19 protein-coding genes and 1 pseudogene are annotated in these 18,163 nt (G+C 62.1%); 11 read left to right on the top strand and 9 right to left on the bottom strand.

Annotated features, from left to right (window positions below):
* The 4 genes from JWJ88_RS11675 (at position 1) to JWJ88_RS11660 (ending at position 2,135) form a co-directional block, all read left to right on the top strand.
* Positions 1-474: an urease accessory protein UreE gene (locus tag JWJ88_RS11675; protein WP_205295520.1), complete on the top strand. Its 474-nt coding sequence runs from the start codon at positions 1-3 to the stop codon at positions 472-474.
* The gene (locus JWJ88_RS11670; protein ID WP_240200256.1) at positions 455-1,102 is read left to right on the top strand and encodes an urease accessory protein UreF; all 648 of its coding nucleotides are present in this window, start codon (positions 455-457) and stop codon (positions 1,100-1,102) included. Before JWJ88_RS11675 ends, JWJ88_RS11670 begins: the two co-directional genes overlap by 20 nt.
* A complete protein-coding gene (ureG, locus tag JWJ88_RS11665; protein WP_205295518.1) occupies positions 1,099-1,722 on the top strand; it encodes an urease accessory protein UreG in 624 nt (207 codons plus the stop codon). The genes JWJ88_RS11670 and ureG overlap by 4 nt, the downstream gene beginning before the upstream one ends.
* Positions 1,723-1,895: 173 nt before the next feature.
* Complete coding sequence (locus JWJ88_RS11660) at positions 1,896-2,135, top strand: TOBE domain-containing protein (RefSeq protein ID WP_240200255.1); 240 nt, start codon at positions 1,896-1,898, stop codon at positions 2,133-2,135.
* Positions 2,136-2,201: 66 nt separating this feature from the next.
* Here the strand turns inward: JWJ88_RS11660 and JWJ88_RS22180 are convergent.
* The 9 genes and pseudogenes from JWJ88_RS22180 to hisN form a co-directional block, all read right to left on the bottom strand.
* Positions 2,202-2,337, bottom strand: a pseudogene (locus JWJ88_RS22180) (IS701 family transposase); the annotation flags it as partial.
* A gap of 126 nt (positions 2,338-2,463) precedes the next feature.
* Complete coding sequence (locus tag JWJ88_RS11650; protein ID WP_205295589.1) at positions 2,464-3,402, bottom strand: phosphotransferase; 939 nt, start codon at positions 3,400-3,402, stop codon at positions 2,464-2,466.
* Positions 3,402-4,331: a phosphotransferase gene (locus tag JWJ88_RS11645; protein WP_205295516.1), complete on the bottom strand. Its 930-nt coding sequence runs from the start codon at positions 4,329-4,331 to the stop codon at positions 3,402-3,404. Before JWJ88_RS11645 ends, JWJ88_RS11650 begins: the two co-directional genes overlap by 1 nt.
* Positions 4,328-5,611, bottom strand: a complete 1,284-nt coding sequence (locus JWJ88_RS11640) for a Zn-dependent hydrolase (RefSeq protein ID WP_205295515.1) — start codon at positions 5,609-5,611, stop codon at positions 4,328-4,330. The genes JWJ88_RS11645 and JWJ88_RS11640 overlap by 4 nt, the downstream gene beginning before the upstream one ends.
* Positions 5,604-7,448, bottom strand: a complete 1,845-nt coding sequence (locus JWJ88_RS11635) for an ABC transporter ATP-binding protein (RefSeq protein WP_205295514.1) — start codon at positions 7,446-7,448, stop codon at positions 5,604-5,606. Before JWJ88_RS11635 ends, JWJ88_RS11640 begins: the two co-directional genes overlap by 8 nt.
* 1 nt (position 7,449) lies before the next feature.
* Positions 7,450-8,361 carry an ABC transporter permease gene (locus JWJ88_RS11630; protein ID WP_205295513.1) on the bottom strand — a complete coding sequence of 304 codons (912 nt, stop codon included), beginning with the start codon at positions 8,359-8,361 and terminating at the stop codon, positions 7,450-7,452.
* Positions 8,361-9,341 (bottom strand): ABC transporter permease, encoded by a 981-nt coding sequence (locus tag JWJ88_RS11625; protein WP_205295512.1) that lies wholly within the window; start codon positions 9,339-9,341, stop codon positions 8,361-8,363. Before JWJ88_RS11625 ends, JWJ88_RS11630 begins: the two co-directional genes overlap by 1 nt.
* A gap of 79 nt (positions 9,342-9,420) precedes the next feature.
* Positions 9,421-10,995, bottom strand: a complete 1,575-nt coding sequence (locus JWJ88_RS11620; RefSeq protein WP_205295511.1) for an ABC transporter substrate-binding protein — start codon at positions 10,993-10,995, stop codon at positions 9,421-9,423.
* A 38-nt stretch (positions 10,996-11,033) separates the two neighbouring features.
* Positions 11,034-11,828: a histidinol-phosphatase gene (hisN, locus tag JWJ88_RS11615; protein WP_205295510.1), complete on the bottom strand. Its 795-nt coding sequence runs from the start codon at positions 11,826-11,828 to the stop codon at positions 11,034-11,036.
* A gap of 241 nt (positions 11,829-12,069) precedes the next feature.
* Here hisN and JWJ88_RS11610 point away from each other — a divergent pair, with 241 nt between their 5' ends.
* The 7 genes from JWJ88_RS11610 (at position 12,070) to JWJ88_RS11580 (ending at position 18,139) form a co-directional block, all read left to right on the top strand.
* The gene (locus tag JWJ88_RS11610) at positions 12,070-12,816 is read left to right on the top strand and encodes a DeoR/GlpR family DNA-binding transcription regulator (protein WP_205295509.1); all 747 of its coding nucleotides are present in this window, start codon (positions 12,070-12,072) and stop codon (positions 12,814-12,816) included.
* A 486-nt stretch (positions 12,817-13,302) separates the two neighbouring features.
* Complete coding sequence (locus JWJ88_RS11605) at positions 13,303-13,509, top strand: hypothetical protein (RefSeq protein WP_205295508.1); 207 nt, start codon at positions 13,303-13,305, stop codon at positions 13,507-13,509.
* Between the two features lie 105 nt (positions 13,510-13,614).
* Entirely contained in the window at positions 13,615-14,742 is a 1,128-nt protein-coding gene (locus JWJ88_RS11600; protein WP_205295507.1) for an ABC transporter substrate-binding protein, read from the top strand.
* An 83-nt stretch (positions 14,743-14,825) separates the two neighbouring features.
* Positions 14,826-15,701, top strand: coding sequence for a branched-chain amino acid ABC transporter permease (locus JWJ88_RS11595; RefSeq protein ID WP_205295506.1), 876 nt, complete (start codon positions 14,826-14,828; stop codon positions 15,699-15,701).
* Positions 15,698-16,672 (top strand): branched-chain amino acid ABC transporter permease, encoded by a 975-nt coding sequence (locus JWJ88_RS11590; protein WP_205295505.1) that lies wholly within the window; start codon positions 15,698-15,700, stop codon positions 16,670-16,672. The genes JWJ88_RS11595 and JWJ88_RS11590 overlap by 4 nt, the downstream gene beginning before the upstream one ends.
* Positions 16,669-17,415: an ABC transporter ATP-binding protein gene (locus JWJ88_RS11585; RefSeq protein WP_205295504.1), complete on the top strand. Its 747-nt coding sequence runs from the start codon at positions 16,669-16,671 to the stop codon at positions 17,413-17,415. Before JWJ88_RS11590 ends, JWJ88_RS11585 begins: the two co-directional genes overlap by 4 nt.
* Position 17,416: 1 nt before the next feature.
* Positions 17,417-18,139, top strand: a complete 723-nt coding sequence (locus JWJ88_RS11580; RefSeq protein WP_205295503.1) for an ABC transporter ATP-binding protein — start codon at positions 17,417-17,419, stop codon at positions 18,137-18,139.
* The last annotated feature ends 24 nt before the right edge of the window (positions 18,140-18,163 follow it).

The following is an 18,163-nucleotide window of genomic DNA, read 5'->3' as shown; positions in this document are numbered from 1 at the left end:
ATGATCCCGCACAGCCATCGCATCATCCGCAACGCCGCCGGCCCCTTCGATGCCCGGGTCGTGCTGGACTATGAAGCCCGCCTTGTGCGCCGCAAACGGCTGGCCTGCACGGGTGGCGATTTTCTAGTCGATCTGGCCGAAGTCGCCAGCCTTGAGGACGGCGATGCCTTTGAGCTGTCGGACGGCCGCATCGTCGTCGTCCGCGCCGCGGCCGAGCCGGTGCTGGTCATTCGCGGCCATCTGGCCCGGCTGGCATGGCATATCGGCAATCGCCACACCCCCTGCCGGATCGAAACCGACCGGCTCATCATCCGCCACGATCATGTGCTGGAGGCGATGCTGCGCCAGCTTGGCGCCCAGATCAGTCACGAGGAAATGCCCTTCCGCCCCGAGGGCGGCGCCTATGGTCACGGCCGCACCTTCGGCCACGACCATGGCCAGAACGGCCATGCACATGACCGCCATCACGGCTGAGGCCGCACGGTTGCGGCTGGCGCAATACCTGTCACCGGCCTTTCCGACCGGCGGCTTCGCCTGGTCGCAGGGGCTGGAATGGGCGATGGATCAGGGCGTCGTCACCCGCTCCAGCCTGTTTCAATGGCTGGCCGACTGGCTGGACCATGGCGCGGGGTGGTGCGACGCGGTGCTGCTGTCGCAGGCCTTGCGCAAAGAGGCAGATCATTCCGCGCTGGACGATCTGGCGCGGGCCATGTGCCCCAGTTCGCAGCGTCTGATCGAGACGGTGGAACAGGGCAGCGCCTTTGCAGCCAACATCGCCGCCCTGACCGGCGAGGCGCAACCCGTCGCAGCGCTGCCAGTGGCCATGGGCCGCGCCTGTCGCGCCATGCCTCTGCCCGCGCCCGAGATCATTGGCCATTATCTGCAAGCGCAGGCGGCGGCCCTGATCTCGGCGGCGGTGCGGTTCCTGCCATTGGGGCCGGTTGCGGGTCAGGCGATCCTGGCCCGCCTGCAGCCGGCGATCCTGACCGTCGCGACGCGTGCCGGAACTGCTGGCCCCAGCGATCTGGCCAGCGCCACATGGGGGGCGGATATCGCCGCGATGCGGCATGAGACAATGAGCGTAAGGATTTTTCGATCATGAGCAGTCACGGACCCCTGCGCGTCGGCATCGGTGGCCCGGTGGGCGCAGGCAAGACCACGCTGACCGAACAGATCGCCCGGGCGCTGGCCCCACGGCTGTCGATGGCCGTCATCACCAACGACATCTATACGCGCGAGGATGCCGAAGCCTTGATGCGCGCGCAGGTCCTGCCCGCCGAGCGTATCCGGGGGGTCGAAACCGGCGGCTGTCCCCACACGGCCATCCGCGAGGATGCCAGCATCAATCTGGCCGCCATCGCCGATCTGAACGCGGCCTTCCCCGATCTGGAGCTGGTGTTGATCGAATCTGGCGGCGACAATCTGGCGGCCACCTTTTCGCCCGAACTGGCCGACCTGACCATCTATGTCATCGATACGGCAGCAGGGCAGGACATCCCCCGCAAACGCGGCCCCGGCCTTGCACGTTCGGACCTGCTGGTGGTCAACAAGACCGATCTGGCCCCCCATGTGGGCGTGGACCCGGTGCAGCTAGAGGCCGACGCGCGAAAAGCCCGCCCCGCCCGCCCGGTCATCATGGCTTCACTGCGCCACTGCAATGGCGTGGCAGAGATCGTGGACTTCCTGATCGAGCAAGGCGGATTGCAGCCCCGTCCGGTCTGAGGCGCTCCCGCCAAGCGTTCTGCGCCGCAAGGTCCGGGACATTCGGCATCGACTGCCACAGGTGTGGCCGCGCATCCTGCACGTTCTTCCCAACCTGCCCCTTCTCCCACCCTGCGCCCGGAACACAGAATTGCCGCTCCAAGACGCATTGGTTCGCCAAGGCAACCCTTGGGTTGCGGCCGGAATACATCACGGTTGGCGAGGCCGGGCCGCAAGCCAAGGTAACGGTGATAGAGCCGACGGGCTCGGAAACCCATATTCGCCTGATCTTGGGCTCACAAGCTATCACCGCGGGATTGCGGACCCGTATTGACGCAAAGGTCGGGCAGGATGTCGCGCTGAATTTCGATATCGAAACGGCGCATCTGTTTGATCCGAAAACGGAATTGCGACTGATCCCGCGCGAAGGCTAGCGCGATCCACCCCATGACGACTTAGGGGGCTGACGAGAGCCGAGCGGGCTGTCCATGATCGCCGAGTTGCCGGGGCAGGCTGCGGTCACCGGCAGATTCCGCCCGCATTCCCTCGCCTTTCAGCCCCAAGAAGTCCATCGAGAAACTGCCCAGGCATTGCCACAATCCGCTCTTGCGGGAGCAGCGCCCGCATCCGCACCTTTGCCTATCAAAGGCCTGGTGCTCACAGCTCAAGCCTTCTTTCCGCAGACAATCCCAACGATTGCCACCGAACATGGCGATTGAGTGATAGTCAGAAACTGCCCGCAGCCAATATGTCGGATCCGGGTCAAAGCCTTCGCAAATGCGCCGGCCAGTCGGGGTGCTCCATGATAGAGCGTGCGCGCATTTTCTTCCACATCCCGTATTTATGGAAATCGAAGTCGAGTCGCGAGACCTTGAACTGCACCATCGACCACAGACACCATTTCACATCGGCCAGCGCCTTGTGAACGATCACGCGCGAAACGATGTCGCGGCGGATCTCCCCGAAATACTCCTCGATCAGTTCAAGCTCGCGCTCGCGGGTAAAGAACATCTCGCCGAACCAAATGCCCAAATCATAGCAACGGTCGTTCATCGATGCATATTCATAGTCGATAAGCATGATCGAACCGTCCTGCCCAATCATGAAGTTCCCCGGCATCGGGTCATTGAACGAGGTCACCAGATCAAGGCCCGAGGCATGCATGGCTTCACGGGCAAGTTCCATGTTTAGCATCAGCCAGTCGCCGTCCTTGTACATCGGCGCACCAAGATCCCGGACCTGCTGCATATGCTCGTCGATCATATCGAAAACGGTCTTGGTCAGACCCAGCGCTGGCAAGGCGTGCATCCGGCGATAAGCGGTGATGGCAGACCGGCCCATCGCGGGATCCACGAAATCGCTATGGGTTGAAGGGCGGCGGTCGGGCAGGAAATCGTTGATCTCGACACCCCGGTCAGCCAGATCGTCATAGACGCGCGGACCCAGCCCCGCAGCCGCGGCCTTTTGCGAAGCCTCCAGCGCCGTCGCGCGGTCGATAAACATCTCGGTCCCGTTTCCCGGCACCTTGACGAACCAGTCGCCCCGGCCATCCGTGGCTTGCACGCGCCAGTTCTCATTGGAAATGCCGCCGAAGACGGGGCCGTAGATCATGCCCTCTCCCCCTGCAAACAGGGGGGCGTCACGGATCAAGGTTTCGATTGTCCGTTCCATCGGCTGGACTGCGCTGCCAAGAGGTTTCATCATGCAGCCTCTCTGGTAATGCGGATCTTCTCTTCGTAATAGGGATGGATCAGCGACATGCGAAGACGCAGCAGCCGCCATTCGCCGTATTTGATCCACTCGACAGATTTGCGTTCCGAGCGGTTTGCCATAAGTCGCGCCCAAAGCGCATGAAGCATGTCGTCGACATGGGACCACAGCCACGCACGGGCAAAGTCCGCCTCGTCAAAGGCTCCGGCATAAGCGATGAATCCTTCGCGCATGTCCCGCTCATGATCGGTCATTTCCACAAGCAGGCACCCGACATCATAAAGCGGATCGTTCATTCCCGCGCGGTCGTAATCGACCAGCATCACCTGCCCGCCCGGCCCAATCATCAGGTTCGAGGACGACCCGTCATTGCGGCAGGGCGCAAGCGCGCCGCCCTCCTGCAGCCCTTCGGCCATGCCGATCGCACGGCGCAGCCAAAGATGATCGTCGGGAAGAGCGATCCCTTCTTTCGCATGGGCCGCGATAAGAGCGTCAATATGCGCGAAAGGATCAAAGCGGGACGGCAGCACAGGTCCGCCGTGCAATTTCTTCATCGCGGCCATGGTGGCGGCGATCACTTCCGCATCCTGCAGGTCCTGCTGCCGGGCCGTGATCCAGCCCTCCTGCAGCGCTTGCATCGCAATGGCCCCCATTCCCGCATCGGACCAGAAGACCCTTGGCCCGGCGCCGACCTCGCCTGCCCGAGTCGCGCATTGCATGGCCGTAACGAGATCGAAGCCGTTAAGCATCTCGGGGTGGATGCGCTTGACGAAAACATCCCCCACGATCACCGATCTGCTTTCAAGCGCCTTGTAGCTGGGTGAAGCCAGTGCGGACGGGCCGGCAATCGCGCCCTGCATGGACAGCCCCGCCGCCACAACGGCTTCAGCCATCATCTCGTCGGTGACGAGGCCGCTCATGGCGCGCCCGCCGCCTTGTCCAGATCACCGCTCACCCGGTCGATGCGGCGGATCATCTCGACCAGTACGTCTCCACCCGCCGCCAGATCCTCGGGCGAAGTGTATTCGTCGTTGCGATGGATCACTCCTCCGACAGAAGGAACGGCCACCACGATGGCGGGCAGGATCGCATTCAGGGCCACGGCATCATGTCCGCCGATCGTGTCCAAGCGCATCTTGGGATAGCCAAAATCATCGGCGATGGTTTCGGCCAGCGCGACAAGGCGGGTGTCGAACCTGCCTGCTGCGCGGCGGTCAACCGAAACGATCTCGGCGGTGACGGCTGCGCGGGCGGCAAGGCCGGGCAAGGCCTCGCGCAGCCGCGCCTCGGACCATTCCAGCATCGTGGGTTCGGGTGCCCGCAACTCGCAGAAAAGCACCGCCTTGCCCGGTACAATATTGGGGGAATTGGGCGCGACGTCCACACGTGCCACCGAGGTGAACAATACGTCCGCCGCCGTATCCGCCAACTCGCGAACGAAGGTGATAATATGGGCCGCGCCCAGAACTGCGTCCTTGCGATCCTCCATCGGCGTGGGGCCTGTGTGGTTTTGTTCTCCCGTCACCTCGATGCGTACCTTCAGCGCACCCCAATGGCGCAGGAAAGGCGCAATGCGGGCACCGGCCTTTTCCATCTTGTCGTCACCCTCGATATGGATTTCCAGATAGAGATCGGGGCGCGGGGCGGCATCGCTTCCCTTGTAACCCGTGCGGATCAGTTCATCGCCCACGCTCTTGCCATCGCGGTCGCGACGGTCCAGCGCCCAATCCAGTTCCAGCGCGCCGGCAAAGACCGACGAACCAAGCAGGCTGGGCTGGAAACGCGCCCCCTCCTCGTTCATCCAGTCGGCGATGACATAGTTGCAGCGCGGCGTCTCGCCGCGTTCGGCCATGTCGCGGCGCAGGGTTTCGACCGCGGCCAGCGCGGCGACCACGCCATAGGCTCCGTCAAACCTGCCACCCTTCGGCTGGCTGTCCAGATGCGAGCCGATCATAACCAGCGGCGCATCCGGTTCGGCAAGATCCAGGCGGCCAAAAAGATTGCCAATCGCGTCCACCACGACCCTGTAGCCGCGCGCCCGCAACTCGTCCGCGAACCAGTCGCGGACAGCCTTGTGGGCATCAGTCAGAGCCGGGCGATCCACGCCGCCATCCCCGGTGGAGCCGAATACGGAAGCCTTGTCCATCAGCGCATCCAGCAGACCGGCATCGATGCGGGTCAAAGTCGGGGCCTCAGTCATGGATTACCTCCTCCTCGGTTGGGTCAAATGGATCTGGATTGAGAAAACAGGCCGCAAGAGCATGGCCGCCCCGGCTGAACAGGCGCGGGTTTTCAACCCGGCAACGGTCGAAGGCATCGGGGCAGCGGCTGGCGAAGGCGCAGCCCGGCGGCAGGTCGATGGGGCTGGGCGGCTCGCCCTCCATCAGGCAATCTTCGGGCCGATAGCGGCGCTCTTCCAGCGTCGGCGCGGCGGACAGCAACGCGCGGGTATAGGGATGGCCAGGGTCGAAGAACAGCCGGTCGTTGGGCGCCACCTCGACCGTCTCGCCCAGATACATGACGGCAATGCGCGAACAGACCCGCCGCACCATGGTCAGATCATGCGAGATGAAGATATAGGTAAAGCCGTGCTGCGCCTGCAAACGTTCGAACAGGTCCAGCAGCTTGCCCTGCTCGGTCTGATCCAGCGCTGAAAGAGTTTCGTCCATAATCAGCAAGGTGGGCTCCAGGATCATGGCGCGGGCGACATTCAGCCGCTGCCGCTGTCCCGCCGATAGCCCGACCGGAAGCTTTTCATAAAGCGAGGGCGCCAGACCTACTTCGGACATGACGGCGCGGGCACGCTCGCGCCGCTCGGATCTGTCGCCGATCCGGTGGATCTTCAACGGTTCCTCAAGGATCGCGCCGATCGAGGATTGCGGCGGCAATGAGCCATAGGGGTCTTGCAGGACAAGCTGGAACCGGCGGCGCAGGGCGCGCAGACGTTTCGCGCTGCCTGCGCCGACATCCTCGCCCTCAAACAGGATCTGGCCCGCATCCGGCCGTTCAAGCCCGGTCAGCAGCCGCATCAGAGAGGACTTGCCGCAGCCGGATTCGCCTACGACGCCGAAATTGTCGCCCGCAAACACGTCGAAATCGACCCTGCGGACCGCCTGGACAAGCGCGCGCCCGCTTTTGCCCTGCGTCTCATAGGCTTTCGAAACGTCGCGCACCGACATGATCGCCTTGCGCTCCGCCTTGGGGCGTTCATGCCGGGGATCGGGGCCGCCCTGCCACAGCGTGGGCAGTTCGTCGATCAGCGCACGGGTATAGGCATGGGCGGGTCGGGCCACCAGTTCCGCCGGGGTTTGGCTTTCGACGACGCGGCCCTTGTTAAGCACGATCACCCGGTCCGAGGCTTCGCAGGCCACCGGCAGGGTCGAGCATATGAACAGGATCGCGGTAGAGAATTCGGCGTTCAGTTCGCGCATCAGCTTAAGGATCTGCGCGGCAACCGTCACGTCCAAGGGCTGCGTGATATTGTCGGCGATCAGCAGCGCGGGGTCGGAAATCAGCGCGTCCACGATCATGGCGCGCTGCATCATGCCGCCCGAATACTGAAAGGGATATTCGTGAAAGCGCCGCGCTGCCGACGGGATATGGACCGCCTGCAACAGCCGGATAGCCTTGTCACGAGCCTCGGCTGCGGAAACTTCCGGGCGCACGGCACGCAGTTTTTCGACCAGTTGGGTTCCGACGGTCATGGTCGGGTCCAGCGCGCCGGCAGGATTTCCGCCGACATAGGCTATCTCGCGCCCCGCGAGGCGGCGGGCATAAGCGGGATCGTCAACCAGGTTGCGCCCCTCGAACAGCACCTCTCCGCCGCTGACCCGCAGGGGCGGGGCAAGCCAGCTTGCCAGCGCCCGCGCCAACACCGTCTTGCCCGATCCGCTTTCCCCGATCACGGCAAGGATCTGGCGCGGTTGCAGATCGAAGCTGACACGGTCGAGGATGGTCCGGGGACCGCTTTCAAGATCGGCGATCACGGAAAGGTCGCGCACGGAAAGCAGGGTCCGGGCCGGGCTTTGGTCCAGCATTTCAGGCGCCTCCGTAAATCGCGTTGCGGGCACGTTCCAGTGCGGCCCCCATCAGGTTGATGCTGGTCAGCACAAGCACCAGAAAGACCCCCGGCATGGTGGCGATCCACCAAGCATTGATCAGATACTTGCGCCCGTCCGAGATGATGTTGCCGAAAGTGGGCGTGGGCGGCTGGACACCAAGCCCCAGAAAACCCAGCACGGATTCAAAGATCATCATCCGCGCCACGTCCAGCACCGCGACGAAAGCTATAGGGGGCAGCACCAGCGGCAGGATCAACATGAACATGATCCGCCAGTCCGTCGCGCCAAGCACCATCGCGCCGCGGACATATTCCTTTTTCCGCTCGGCCATCACGGTCGAACGCATGACCCGCGCATATACCGGCCATCCTGCAAGCCCCAGGACCAGAATGATAGAGGGGATCGTGGGCCGCGATACGCCCAGGATTGTGATCGCCAGAATGATCATCGGAATTGAAAGCTGCGCATCCGTCAGCCGCATCAGGATTGTATCGATACGCCTGCCGAAATAGCCGGAGAAGAGGCCCACGATAGCCCCCACGAGAACCATCAGAACAGTGGTCGAGATGCCGATCAGCAGCGAGTAGCGCAGCCCGACCAAAGTCCGGATCAGCATGTCGCGCCCCAACTGATCGGTGCCAAGGGGATGTTCCCAGCTCCAACCCTCGCCCATGAACAGCGGCGGGGTAAAGCGCGCACGGACGTTCATCTTTGACGGGTCGATGCCGGATAGCCATGGATAGACCAGCGCCGCCGCGACCAGCAGCACCAGAACGACCATGCCTATCCTGAATTCGATTGATGCGAACGCCTGCCGCCAGATCCGTGACGAAACCTTGCGCCCGTCGGCTTTGGTCACTGCGTCGGGATTGATGTCTATGCTGCTCATCAGTATTCCAGCCTTGGGTCGATGGCGGTCGCCGCAAGATCCACGACGATGTTGATCAGGACGAAAGCGGCGGCGGTGACGATGGCGATGCCTTGGATCAACGGGAAATCGCGCTGCATCACCGCGTTGATTGTCAGAAGGCCAAGGCCGGGATAGTCGAAGATAAACTCGATCACCAGAACGCCACCCAGCAGCATCGAGAACTGTACGCCCAGCAGGTTCAATAAAGGCACGGCCGAGTTCTTCAGCGCGTGGCGAAAAACGATCTGGTTTCTGGTCAGCCCGCGCACACGGGCAATCTCGATAAACGTCTGACCCATCACCCCTGCGACCGAAACGGTCAGCGTGCGAATGATGAAGGGGGCGATTTCGACCGCCAGCACCAGCGCGGGCAGAATGGTATAGGCAAACCCACGATAGCCGATGGCCGGCAACAGTTGCATCTTGACCGACAAGAGCAGTGCCAACACGATACCCAGCCAGAAATTCGGCAAGCTGACGAAGATCGAGGATAGGTAAAGCGCCATCCGGTCGGGCCATTGTCCCGGCCTCAACCCACCCCAAACCCCGATTGGCACGGCGATCAGCAGCGCGAAACCCATCGCCAGCAATGCCAACTGCAAGGTCATGGGCGCGGTTTCGGCGATCAGCGTCAGCACCTGGGCCCTTTCACTACGGGTGGCGTCGTCGAAACTGGCGCCGCCCACCGCCGCGCCGCTGGCGGGGCGCACGAAGCTTTGCCCCAAGTCGCCCTGAACGACCCCGCCCATATAGCGCCCGAACTGCTGCCAGATCGGGTCGCGCAGGCCCATCTCGGTCGCGATCTCTTCGATCAACGCCTCGGGTGCCATGCCGCCAGCCATCAGGCGAACGGGATCGCCGGGCACGACGCGCAGAAGCGTGAAGATCAGCGCCGATACCAGGAAGACGATGATCGCCCCCTGAAAAAGCCGGCGTGCAAGGAATCGAAGGATGAACATCGGCTGCTCCGCTTGGCGTGGCTTGTCATCGGGTCGCCGGCCAGGGCATTGGACAGGCTCTGGCCGACGGGTGCCCCGCTCAGCCCAGCGTGGTGGTCGAGGCGTCGCTCTGCCCGTCTGGATAGATGAACAGGCCGTCGACCTCGTTGCGCATGCCGTGGATCAGAACCGAGGTGAACAGGCTCAGCGCCGGGACCTTCTCAGCCAGCATTGGCATCAAATTGCCCTGCAACGATTCCCTGCGGGCTTCCAGCGACGACGCATTGCGTTCCTCGTCCAGCGCAGCGTCAAGCTCGGCGTCCTCGATGCCGCAGATCCGCTTGGAACTGGAATGGAAATGCGTTCGCAAAACCAGATCCGGCTCGGGCGAGCCGGTGGACCAGCCGCAATCGACCATATGGCCCGGCCCGCCACCGGGGCGGTCATACAGTCGCTCGTTCCAAGCGGCGACCTCCATCACGTTCAGCGTGACCGGAAAGCCCTGTTCCTGCATCATGGCAGTGATCAGTTCGCCATATTCCTTGGTCTTGGGATAGAAGCCGGTCGAGGTGATATATTCCAGCGCAGGCAGGCCCTCACCATTGGGAAAACCAGCCTCGGCCAGCAGGCGCTGGCATTCTTCGGGATCATATTTGGGATAGTTCGGGATATCGAAATAACCGAACTTGATCGGCGAGATGAAGTTGTTTGATGCCTCCCCCGCCGATCCCATGATTTCCATGATCATCTCGCGGTCGATCGCATGGGCGGCAGCCTTGCGCACCCGCGGATCGTCAAAAGGCGGTTTGGAGCAGCGGAACCACAAATATTTGTTTTCTACCGAAACCAGGCGCGACAGCTTTATGTTCGGCTCCTGTTCCAGCGTTTCCACCTGCTCGGGCTCCAGCCGTTCGATGACGTCGGCCTGTCCGTTCATCAGCGACAGCATCCGCGTGGTCGCATCACCGACAAAGCTGAAGGTAACGCCGGGCACCTTGGGGCTACCTTTGAAGTAATCGGGGAAAGCCTCCATCACGGTATCGTTGCCGCGCTGCTGGACAAACTTGAAGGGGCCCGTGCCGTTCAGCCGTTGAGACAGCGCTCCACCCGGACCCGCCGCGACGTCCGTGGCCGACAGGATCGGCAGGTAGGAGGCCAAGAAAATGAAAAGCGATGCGCCATAGCCGCCCTTGGTTGTATCCACGATCACCGTGTAATCGTCCGGGGTCGTCACCTCGAACGTGTCTTCGGAACCGGGATAGACCTGCTTGGGCCGATCAAGCAGCGCGCCATATTCGAAGGTTGCCTTGACATCCTCTGCTTTGAAGGGCTTGCCGTCGTGGAAAGTCACGCCCTCGCGCAGCTTGATCTGCAAGCGGTGCGCGTCCAACTCGGTGATCTCGGTCGCCAATTCATAGACCACTTCGTCCGGGTTTTCGGGCCGCATGGGTGCGCGGGTCAGGTAACCCATCACGAACCCTTCTATATTGGTCTGCGACAGGGTGGTGTGCGCGGTCGGGTCCCAGTTGCCGGTGATATTCTCGGCCGACAGGAACACCAGCGGACGCGAAGCCTGAGCATAGGCCGATTTGAAGAAAAAGTCGGGGTTGATGCGCGCCGCACCGAAAAGCGCCCCCGCGGCCGAGGCGTAACGAAGGAAATTCCGTCTGTCCATCTCTCTAACTCCTGTTGGTTGGGATGGCATCGGCGATCTTACGTCGCCTGATGCTCTTGCATCGCAGTCAGTTTCTGCAGCATCGCGTCATGTAGTTCGGGTGTCGCCGCCGCCAGAACGTCACCCGACGAAGCGATGGTCAGCGGTCGGCCCTGCCAGTCGGTGATCACGCCGCCCGCACCGCGGATCACCTGCACCACCGGCAGGTAGTCGTAAGGCTCCAGCCGCGTTTCCAGCACCAGATCGCAGTGACCCGAGGCAAGCAGCGCATAGTTATAGCAGTCCCCGCCAAAACGGATCAGGCGGGTCGAGGCGCGCAGCGCCTCGAAAGCGGCAGCCTTGGGGCCGGTGAACAGCAAGGGATCGGTCGTGTAGGCGGTGGCGGCCGCCAGCTCCTTGCGGCCGCTGGTGCGGCATGGTTGCCCATTCAGCGTGCTTGTCTGACCCGCCACGCCGCACCAGCGCTCCCCCGTCGCGGGCATGTCGATCTGGCCAAGGCAGGGCTTTCCGTCTTCCAACAGCGCCAACAGCCCCCCGAACAACGGATGACCGGTAATGAAGCTTTTTGTGCCATCAATGGGGTCAACGACCCAGACATGGCGCCGGTCAATATTCTCGACCCCCTCTTCCTCGCCATAAATGCCATGATGGGGAAAGGTCTCGGCGATCTGAGCCCGAATGAAAGATTCGATGCTGCGATCGGCAATTGTGACGGGGCTGTCATCTCCCTTGTGCTCAACGGCCAGCCCCTGCCGGAAATGGCCCATTGCAATACGTCTGGCCTTGTCGGCCACCTGATTGGCGAAGCTCAGCGCATCATCAAGGTCGATCACGGGGTGGAATCTCGTGGATTTGCGTGGCAGTTGAGTCAGGCTAAGCGCAGTATTGCAATAAAATCCACAAAAATTTGACATCGCAAGCAAGAGATTTTTGCCATCTGCCGTAATTTTCGAACGCGGAGCTTGCAAAATCGCCAATAATTCCGTTTTCAGCGAGAGATATCCATATGAATCCACATCCACCCGGATTACATCTGGCAAACGCATGACCGGAACCATACCCTGAGGAGGTCGCATGTGGTCGCATGAGCGCCAGACGAAAATCCTTGAGCTGCTGGGTCGCGACGGCAAGGTGTTAACGAATCATCTGGCCAGCCTGTTCGAAGTTTCGCGCGAGACGGTCCGGCGCGACCTGCTGGAAATGGAGGCAACGGGCAGCCTGTCCCGCGTGCATGGCGGGGCAATCCCCCAAAGTTCAGACATCCAGCCCGAACCCGCATTTACCGAACGGCTAAGGGAACATGCGCAGGCAAAGGACGCCATCGGGACGAAGGCGTGCGAACTTATCCCAGAAGGCGCCACGCTGATGATCGACGCAGGCACAACCACGCTTGCCTTCGCCCGCGCGCTGGTACGCAAAGGGAATGTGCGCATCATCACCAACTCGATCGAGATCGCCCAGCTTGCCGCCTGCGCTGAGCATTGCGAGATCCTGCTTCTGGGCGGGCGCCCACATTGCGACGTTCCCGGCACCTATGGTGAGATGACGCTGAGCGAGATCGACCGCTTTCTAGCAGACTTCGCGGTGATCTCGCCGGTTGGTCTGCACCAGCAACGCGGCGTCACCGACTATGAACTGCACGAGGCCGAGGTGGCGCGCGCAATGATGCGGCGGGCAAAATCATGCGTCATGCTGTGCCATTCATCCAAAATCGGGATAGAAAGCCGCGTTTCCATCTGCGACCTTGCGGCGATAGACTATCTGGTAACCGACGCCAGCACCCTCCCCTTCCTGCCCAGAGGCAGGATCTACCAAGCCTAGCGCGGGCCGGGTCCGGCCCTTCTCTCGCCGAAACAGGCTCAGGAACCTTGCCCTGCACGGCATGGGAGAGAATTGCTTTTGGCATAGGCTGGGCAAGCAGGATGCAGAGCGCAAGAGCAAAGGGGCAACAGCCTCAATCCTTGCCGTGCCCTCCGTCCGAACCCCGCCGACACGCCACATATCCAGGAACTGCGGCCAGTCACGGCCGACCACAAGAAGCTGGTCGATGCAATCATCGCTGAGGTTCCGGCCAAGCAGGTCAAGGTTAGAATAATCGAGATGGATGAGCCCCGGGAAAAGCTGGAACGGGGGTGTCGTGCTCACCTGCCCCCGGCCCGATTTCACCCATGGCAAAAACTTACCGCAACCGTATCGGCCAACTGATCCGCGGCTGTCGGATGCCGAAGAATTCGATGAGGCCAAAGAGACGCTCGGGGCGCCGGCCGATAAGATCGTGCGTCACCCAAGCCCGATGGCGAAAGCCTGATGATCGACGTGTATGACGCCTGGCCCGGCCCGTTGCTTCAGGCCGCCAGCCGGTCGGTGCACTCTGTGGTGATGGACGGATATGGGCACACGGCTTGGGGCGATTGTGATGAGTCCATTGATATGACTGATAAAACAGTGTTGGTTGCGGGAACGCGCAACCATGCCATACTCTGGCCAGATACGGTCGCATCTATAACCGTATGATTATATTTGCCCGCGCATTTTGCAATGTTCGCGCCTGACGCGTCGTGGCAGATTATGGAATGAGATCCCACTTTAACGGGGTCCGAACCAGGGAGGAAGGAAACCATGTTCAGAACCTTGATCGGCTCGGCCGCCACGGCGCTTGCGCTGACCGCCATGCCGGCGCTGGCCGATATAAAGGTCGGCTCGATCGTCGAGCTGTCGGGCCCCGGTGCCGCCGCCGGCACCAACTTCCGCGACGGGGTGCGGATGGGCTTTGAAGAAATCAACGCCGCCGACGGCATTCTGGGCGAAAAGGTAGCGGTCAGCGAATACGACAGCCAGACCGACCCGCAGGTCAGCCGGGCCATGGTGCAAAAGGCCATCGACGACGGCGTGGTGGCGATCACCGGCACGGTGTTCTCATCCTCGACGGTGGTGAACATGCTGGTGGCCAAACAGGCGGGCATTCCGCAATTCACCGGGTCCGAGGCGCCCTCGATCACCTCGATGAACAACCCCTATATCTTCCGCACCGCCTTTGGTTCACAAAAGGGCGTGCCCAAGATGGCCAAGTACATGGCCGATGAAATGGGCGTCAAGAAGGTCGCCGTGGTCTGGGCCAATACCGAATTCGGCAAGGGCGGCCACACCGCCTTCATGGACGAGGCCAAGAATTACGGGTTCGAGATCGTGGCCGACCTGCCCACCGAACAGGCGCAGACCGATTTCTCGGCCGATGTGGTCAAGCTGAAGGGGATCGAGGCCGACGCCGCCTTCGTCTATCTGACCGAAGAGGAAAGCGCCCGTTTCCTGCGCGAGGCGCGCAAGCAGGGCGTGACCCTGCCGCTGGTCGGCGAGACGACGCTGATCGGGCATAAGGTCATCGAACTGGCGGGCGACGCGGCCAACGGCGCCATGGGCCATGTCGGCCTGACCCCCGACGCCAATATCCCCGCGATGACCGACATGGTCGAGCGGTTCAAGCAAAAATACAACTACACCCCCGACCACAACGCCATAAAAGGCTATACGGCAGCGCATGCCATCAAATGCGTCACCGAACTGGTGGGCAAGGCGGACAGCCAGGCCATCGCCGACAAGTTCCACGGCCTGACGCTGAAGGCCGCGGATTGCCCCGGCGTGCTGATGGATGTCAGTTGGGACGACACCGGAGAAATGTCGCGCGAAAGCTTTTTCGTCGAGGTGCAGGACGGCAAGCAGGTCGTCAAGGCCATCCTGCCGCCGAACTGAACGAGTTTGCAGGATTGCAAGGCAGGCCGGCACCGGCATCCCACCGGCCTGCCCCTGCATCCGTCCCCTGACGTGAGGCTCTTATGGCCGAGTTAATCCAGATCCTGATTTCCGGGCTTGCCGCCGGTTCCATCTATGCCCTTGCGGCGGTGGGCTTTACCCTGTTGTGGCAGGCGTCGCAGACCATCAACTTTGCGCAGGGCGAATTCGTCATGCTGCCGGCCTTTTTCGTGCTGATCGGCATGGGGCTGGGCCTGTCGATGTGGCCCGCCATCGGCTTTGCGCTGATCCTGTCGCTGCTGATCCTTGGGGTTGCCTTCAAGAAGCTGATCGTCGAGCCGATGCTGCCCCATGGCACCTTGCCGCTGGTGATCGCCACCATCGCGCTTGGGGTGTTGATGAAGGAAAGCGTCAAAGAGTTTTACGGCGCCACCGCCCAACCCTTTCCGGCGATCTTTCCGCAAAAAGTCTATAATTTCGCCGGGGCCAGCGTCTCGGTGCAGGATATCGGCAACCTGGCCGTGTCGATGCTGGCCATTGGCGGCTTGCAACTGTTCCTGAACCGCACCCGCACCGGCCGCTGCATGCAGGCCAGTGCCCAGAACCCGCAGGTGGCCGAGATCCTTGGCGTCGATGTCAAGCGGATGGTGCTTTATACCTTTCTGATCAACGCCGCGCTGGCGACCATTGCCTCGGTGCTGATCTCGCCGGTCTACCTCGCCAAGTTCTCGAATGGCGAAACGCTGGGTCTGGTCGCCTTTATCGCGGCCATCGTCGGGGGCTTCAACCAGATCCGCGGAGCATTGGTCGGGGGCTTGCTGATCGGCGTGATCGATAACCTCTCGGCGGTCTATATCTCGGCCGAATACCGCTCGGCGATGCCGTTGATCCTGCTGATCACCATCATCCTGCTGCGCCCGCAGGGCCTTTTGGGCACCAAGGAAGGACGAGCCGTATGACCCGCACCCAGATCATCCTGATCATCCTTGGCATCGCGGTGCTGATCGCCGCCCCCATCGGTCAGGGCAACTACATCGTCTATACCTTGACGTCGTGGCTGCTGTTTTCCATCTCGGCCATGGGGCTGAACCTGACTCTGGGCTATGCCGGACAGGTCAGTCTGGCGCAGGCGGCGTTCATGGGCATCGGCGCCTATGTCACCGCGCTGATGACGCTGGCGGGCGTGCCGTGGATCGTGGCCGCGCTGATGTCGATCACCTCCAGCTTTGCCGTGGGTCTGTTGCTGGGCTGGCCGGCGTTGCGGGTGCAGCACCATTTTCTGGCCTTCGTGACACTGGCCTTCAACACGCTGCTGTTTCTGGTGCTGCGCAACGAAGAGGAAATCACCGGCGGCTCGTTCGGCCTTGTGGGGATGCCCCGGCCATCGGTCTTTGGCGTCCCGACTGACAGCAACCTGAACTTTTACTATTTCGCGCTGGCCTGCTTTTTAATCGCGGCCTTCGTGATGTGGTGGATCCTGCGCTCGCCCTGGGGTCGCGCCTTCAAGGCACTGCGCGAAAACCCGATCCGCGCCGAAAGCCTTGGGCTGAAGATCCGCCGCCAGACGCTTTTGGCCTTTGCCATCGGCTCGGCATTCGGCGGATTGGCAGGGGCGTTGCAGACCCCACTGGTGCAGTTCATCGAACCGGGCAGCTTCGCACTGATCCATTCGCTGAAGCTGCTTTTGATGGTCGTCGTGGGCGGCGCGGGCTTTTTCTTCGGCCCCATGCTGGGCGCGGCGGTGGTGATCCTGCTGCCCGAGGTCCTGCGCTTTACCGAGGGCTACTACCTCATCATCTATGCGACGCTGGTGATCGTGCTGATGGTCTTTTCGCCCAGCGGGCTGATCGGGCTGGGGCATAAGCTGTGGAACCAGCTCCGCCCCCGGCACGAAGCACGCCGCGACAGCAAGAAAGGGTTCCAGTTGTGAACGCGCCCGTCCTTTCCGTCCGTAACATCTCAAAGCAGTTCGGCGGCATCCGCGCCGTCAACAACGTCAGTTTCGATGTGCAAAAGGGCGAGATTCTGGGCCTGATCGGTCCCAACGGCTCGGGCAAGTCGACGCTGTTCAACTGCATCCTCGGGCAGTTGCGCCCGACGCAGGGGCATTGCCGGATCAACGGCCAATCGACCGATGGCGTACGCCCGGCCGACCTGTCGCTGATGGGCGTCGGGCGCACGTTCCAGCAGCTTTCGGTCTTTCCCAAGATGACGGTGATCGACAACGTCATCCTTGCAGGACAGGAGCATCAGGGCTCGATGCTGAGCCGGCTGTTCGGCCCGCCCGACGCGGGCCTGACCCAAAAGGCCGAGCAACTGGTCGAGTTCTTCAACCTTACCCCCTATCGCGATACCGAGGCCGGCTCGCTGTCCTATGGCCAGCAAAAACTGGTCGATGCCGCGATGGCCTTCATGGCCGGTCCCGGTATCGTGCTGCTGGACGAACCGGCCGGAGGGGTGAACCTGACCATGCTGGCCCATCTGAAAGAGCGGCTGCTGACCTATAACCGCGAACACGGCACCACATTCGTCGTGATCGAGCATAACATGGAATTCGTCATGTCGCTTTGCACCCGCATCATCGTGTTGGCGCAGGGCGAGATCATCGCCGAAGGTTCGCCCGATGAAATCCGCGCGAACCAGATGGTCATCGACGCCTATCTGGGGGGCTGACATGCTGGAGCTGAAAGACATCACCGGCGGTTACGGCCGCATCACCATCCTGAACGGCACCTCGTTCAGCATTCCGAAGGCCTCGATCACCACGGTCATCGGGCCGAACGGCGCGGGCAAGTCCACCGTGTTCAAGGCGATCTTCGGACTGCTGAACATCCATTCCGGCCAGATCCTGCTGGAGGGCGAGGACGTGACCCGCAGGCGACCGGCCGAGATGATCGCGCGCGGGCTGACCTATGTCCCGCAGGGCCGCAACGTGGTGCCGCAACTGTCGGTGTTCCATAACCTTGAACTGGGCGGCATCACCTCGAAGGATCAGGGCAGGGTCAGGGCGCGGATCGAGCAGGTCATGGACCAGTTCCCGATGCTGCGCGAGCGCAAGGACCAGAAGGCCATCGAGCTTTCCGGCGGCCAGCAAAAACAGCTTGAGATCGCCCGCGCCCTGCTGCTGGACCCCAAGCTGATCCTGATCGACGAGCCCTCGATCGGGCTGTCGCCCAATCTGGTGCAAGAGGTGTTCCAGACCCTGATCCGCCTGCGCGAACAGGGCGTCACCGTGCTGATGGTCGAACAGAACGCCAAGGCGGCGCTGGCCATGTCGGACTATGGGCTTGTGCTGGAACTGGGCCAGACCCGCATGTTCGACAAGGCCGACAAGCTGCTGAAAGACCCGCGCGTCGGCCAGCTTTTCCTGGGCGGCCATATCGAGGATGCGGCCTGAACCGGGGGCCGGCCTTGGCCCCCG

This window comes from Paracoccus methylovorus, from assembly GCF_016919705.1.
In the GTDB taxonomy this organism is placed as follows: Bacteria; Pseudomonadota; Alphaproteobacteria; order Rhodobacterales; family Rhodobacteraceae; genus Paracoccus; species Paracoccus methylovorus.
This window is presented reverse-complemented; position numbering and strand designations above follow the sequence as displayed.

What these genes read in the sequence shown, in the direction of transcription:
- JWJ88_RS11675 (WP_205295520.1), top strand. Translation starts at nt 1, where the DNA reads ATGATCCCGCACAGCCATCGCATCATCCGCAACGCCGCCGGCCCCTTC.
- JWJ88_RS11670 (WP_240200256.1), top strand. Translation starts at nt 455, where the DNA reads ATGACCGCCATCACGGCTGAGGCCGCACGGTTGCGGCTGGCGCAATAC.
- ureG (WP_205295518.1), top strand. Translation starts at nt 1,099, where the DNA reads ATGAGCAGTCACGGACCCCTGCGCGTCGGCATCGGTGGCCCGGTGGGC.
- JWJ88_RS11650 (WP_205295589.1), bottom strand. Translation starts at nt 3,402, where the DNA reads ATGAAACCTCTTGGCAGCGCAGTCCAGCCGATGGAACGGACAATCGAA.
- JWJ88_RS11645 (WP_205295516.1), bottom strand. Translation starts at nt 4,331, where the DNA reads ATGAGCGGCCTCGTCACCGACGAGATGATGGCTGAAGCCGTTGTGGCG.
- JWJ88_RS11640 (WP_205295515.1), bottom strand. Translation starts at nt 5,611, where the DNA reads ATGACTGAGGCCCCGACTTTGACCCGCATCGATGCCGGTCTGCTGGAT.
- JWJ88_RS11635 (WP_205295514.1), bottom strand. Translation starts at nt 7,448, where the DNA reads ATGCTGGACCAAAGCCCGGCCCGGACCCTGCTTTCCGTGCGCGACCTT.
- JWJ88_RS11630 (WP_205295513.1), bottom strand. Translation starts at nt 8,361, where the DNA reads ATGAGCAGCATAGACATCAATCCCGACGCAGTGACCAAAGCCGACGGG.
- JWJ88_RS11625 (WP_205295512.1), bottom strand. Translation starts at nt 9,341, where the DNA reads ATGTTCATCCTTCGATTCCTTGCACGCCGGCTTTTTCAGGGGGCGATC.
- JWJ88_RS11620 (WP_205295511.1), bottom strand. Translation starts at nt 10,995, where the DNA reads ATGGACAGACGGAATTTCCTTCGTTACGCCTCGGCCGCGGGGGCGCTT.
- JWJ88_RS11610 (WP_205295509.1), top strand. Translation starts at nt 12,070, where the DNA reads ATGTGGTCGCATGAGCGCCAGACGAAAATCCTTGAGCTGCTGGGTCGC.
- JWJ88_RS11605 (WP_205295508.1), top strand. Translation starts at nt 13,303, where the DNA reads ATGATCGACGTGTATGACGCCTGGCCCGGCCCGTTGCTTCAGGCCGCC.
- JWJ88_RS11600 (WP_205295507.1), top strand. Translation starts at nt 13,615, where the DNA reads ATGTTCAGAACCTTGATCGGCTCGGCCGCCACGGCGCTTGCGCTGACC.
- JWJ88_RS11595 (WP_205295506.1), top strand. Translation starts at nt 14,826, where the DNA reads ATGGCCGAGTTAATCCAGATCCTGATTTCCGGGCTTGCCGCCGGTTCC.
- JWJ88_RS11590 (WP_205295505.1), top strand. Translation starts at nt 15,698, where the DNA reads ATGACCCGCACCCAGATCATCCTGATCATCCTTGGCATCGCGGTGCTG.
- JWJ88_RS11580 (WP_205295503.1), top strand. Translation starts at nt 17,417, where the DNA reads ATGCTGGAGCTGAAAGACATCACCGGCGGTTACGGCCGCATCACCATC.